Raw genomic sequence first — 1362 nt, forward strand, 5'->3', positions numbered from 1 at the left:
AGTCGCTCGTGAAGAATTCGGAAGCGATTGATCTGTCGCTGTGATTTTGACGTGAGTAAGTATTCGATTGTGCAAGAAAGCCGTGGGTAGGTGTTGGTTTTCTTGCGTTTTTGGATTCCGGATTTGGCGACTTCGTGATTCCTTTGACGGCGAGATTCGCTGTTGGGGAGAACCCATGAGCCATCCGCGCGACGATCGTCAGGACGATCTGTTTCGTCCATCTCTGGAGAAGATCATCAACCTTCGCCATCCGTTGGTGCGTCTGGCGGCGGAGATCGATTGGGACTTCCTGGCGGGACGCTTCAGTTCGGTCTGTCGCCTCGGACCGGGACAGCCACCGTTGCCGACACGATTGGTAGCCGGACTGTTCATCCTCAAGCACATGCACAATCTCTCTGACGAGGCGCTGTGCGACAGGTGGGTCGAGAACCCGTATTTTCAGTATTTCTGCGGCGAGGTGGTGTTCCGGCACGACCTGCCGTTCGATCGCTCGTCGCTGACCCGCTGGCGCCAGCGGCTGGGTGAGGAGCAGATCGCCGCGCTATTGCAAGAAAGCCTCTCGGTGGCGCATCGAACTGGGGCGATCGAGACCAAAGATCTCGAGCGGGTCGTTGTGGACACCACCGTCCAGGAGAAGGCGATCGCGCATCCGAACGATGCGCGGCTTATGCACCGGGCGATCGAGAAGCTGGTCGATTTGGCCAAACGCGAGAGCGTCGAACTGCGCCAGAGCTATCTGCGCGTGGCCAAGCGCGCCGCCATCATGGTGGGGCGGTACATGCATGCCCACCAGTTCAAGCGTGCCCGACGAGAGCTCAAATTCCTGCGTACCCGGCTTGGCCGCATCATCCGTGACATCAGACGCAAGATTGAGGGCGACGCTGCGCTTGAGGATCGCTTTGGTCCGCTGCTCGATCTCGCCCACCGGGTTCGCCATCAAGAGCAGCGTCAGCGCGGTCCCAAGGTCTACTCGTTGCACGCCCCCGAGGTGGAGTGCATCGGCAAAGGCAAGGCCCGGGCACCTTACGAGTTTGGTTGCAAAGTCTCGATTGCCACGCCTGCCACCGCGCCCAAAGGCGGGCAGTTTGTGCTGCATGCCAAGGCCCTGCACGGCAATCCCTATGACGGCCACACGCTCGGTCCCGTCATCGCCGACCTCGAAAAGCTCACAGGTGTTGCAGCGCGCCGCATCCACGGCGACAAGGGCTACCGCGGCCACAACTATCCCGACCAGTTCAAGGTCTGGATCAGCGGCCAGGTTCGTCGTGTCACCAAAGCGATCCGTCGCGAGATGCGGCGTCGCGCCGCCGTCGAGCCTGTGATCGGCCATCTCAAGGACGACCACCGGATGCGCCGTAACCA

At 60.8% G+C, this 1362-nt stretch carries 1 protein-coding gene; it reads left to right on the forward strand.

Going from position 1 to position 1362, the window contains the following annotated elements; all coding sequences use genetic code 11:
• Positions 1-175: 175 nt before the first annotated feature.
• The coding region (locus SO139_RS46200; protein WP_498542155.1) for an IS5 family transposase at positions 176-1362 on the forward strand (1187 nt) is incomplete at its 3' end.

The organism is Bradyrhizobium sp. UFLA05-89 (genome assembly GCF_059803475.1).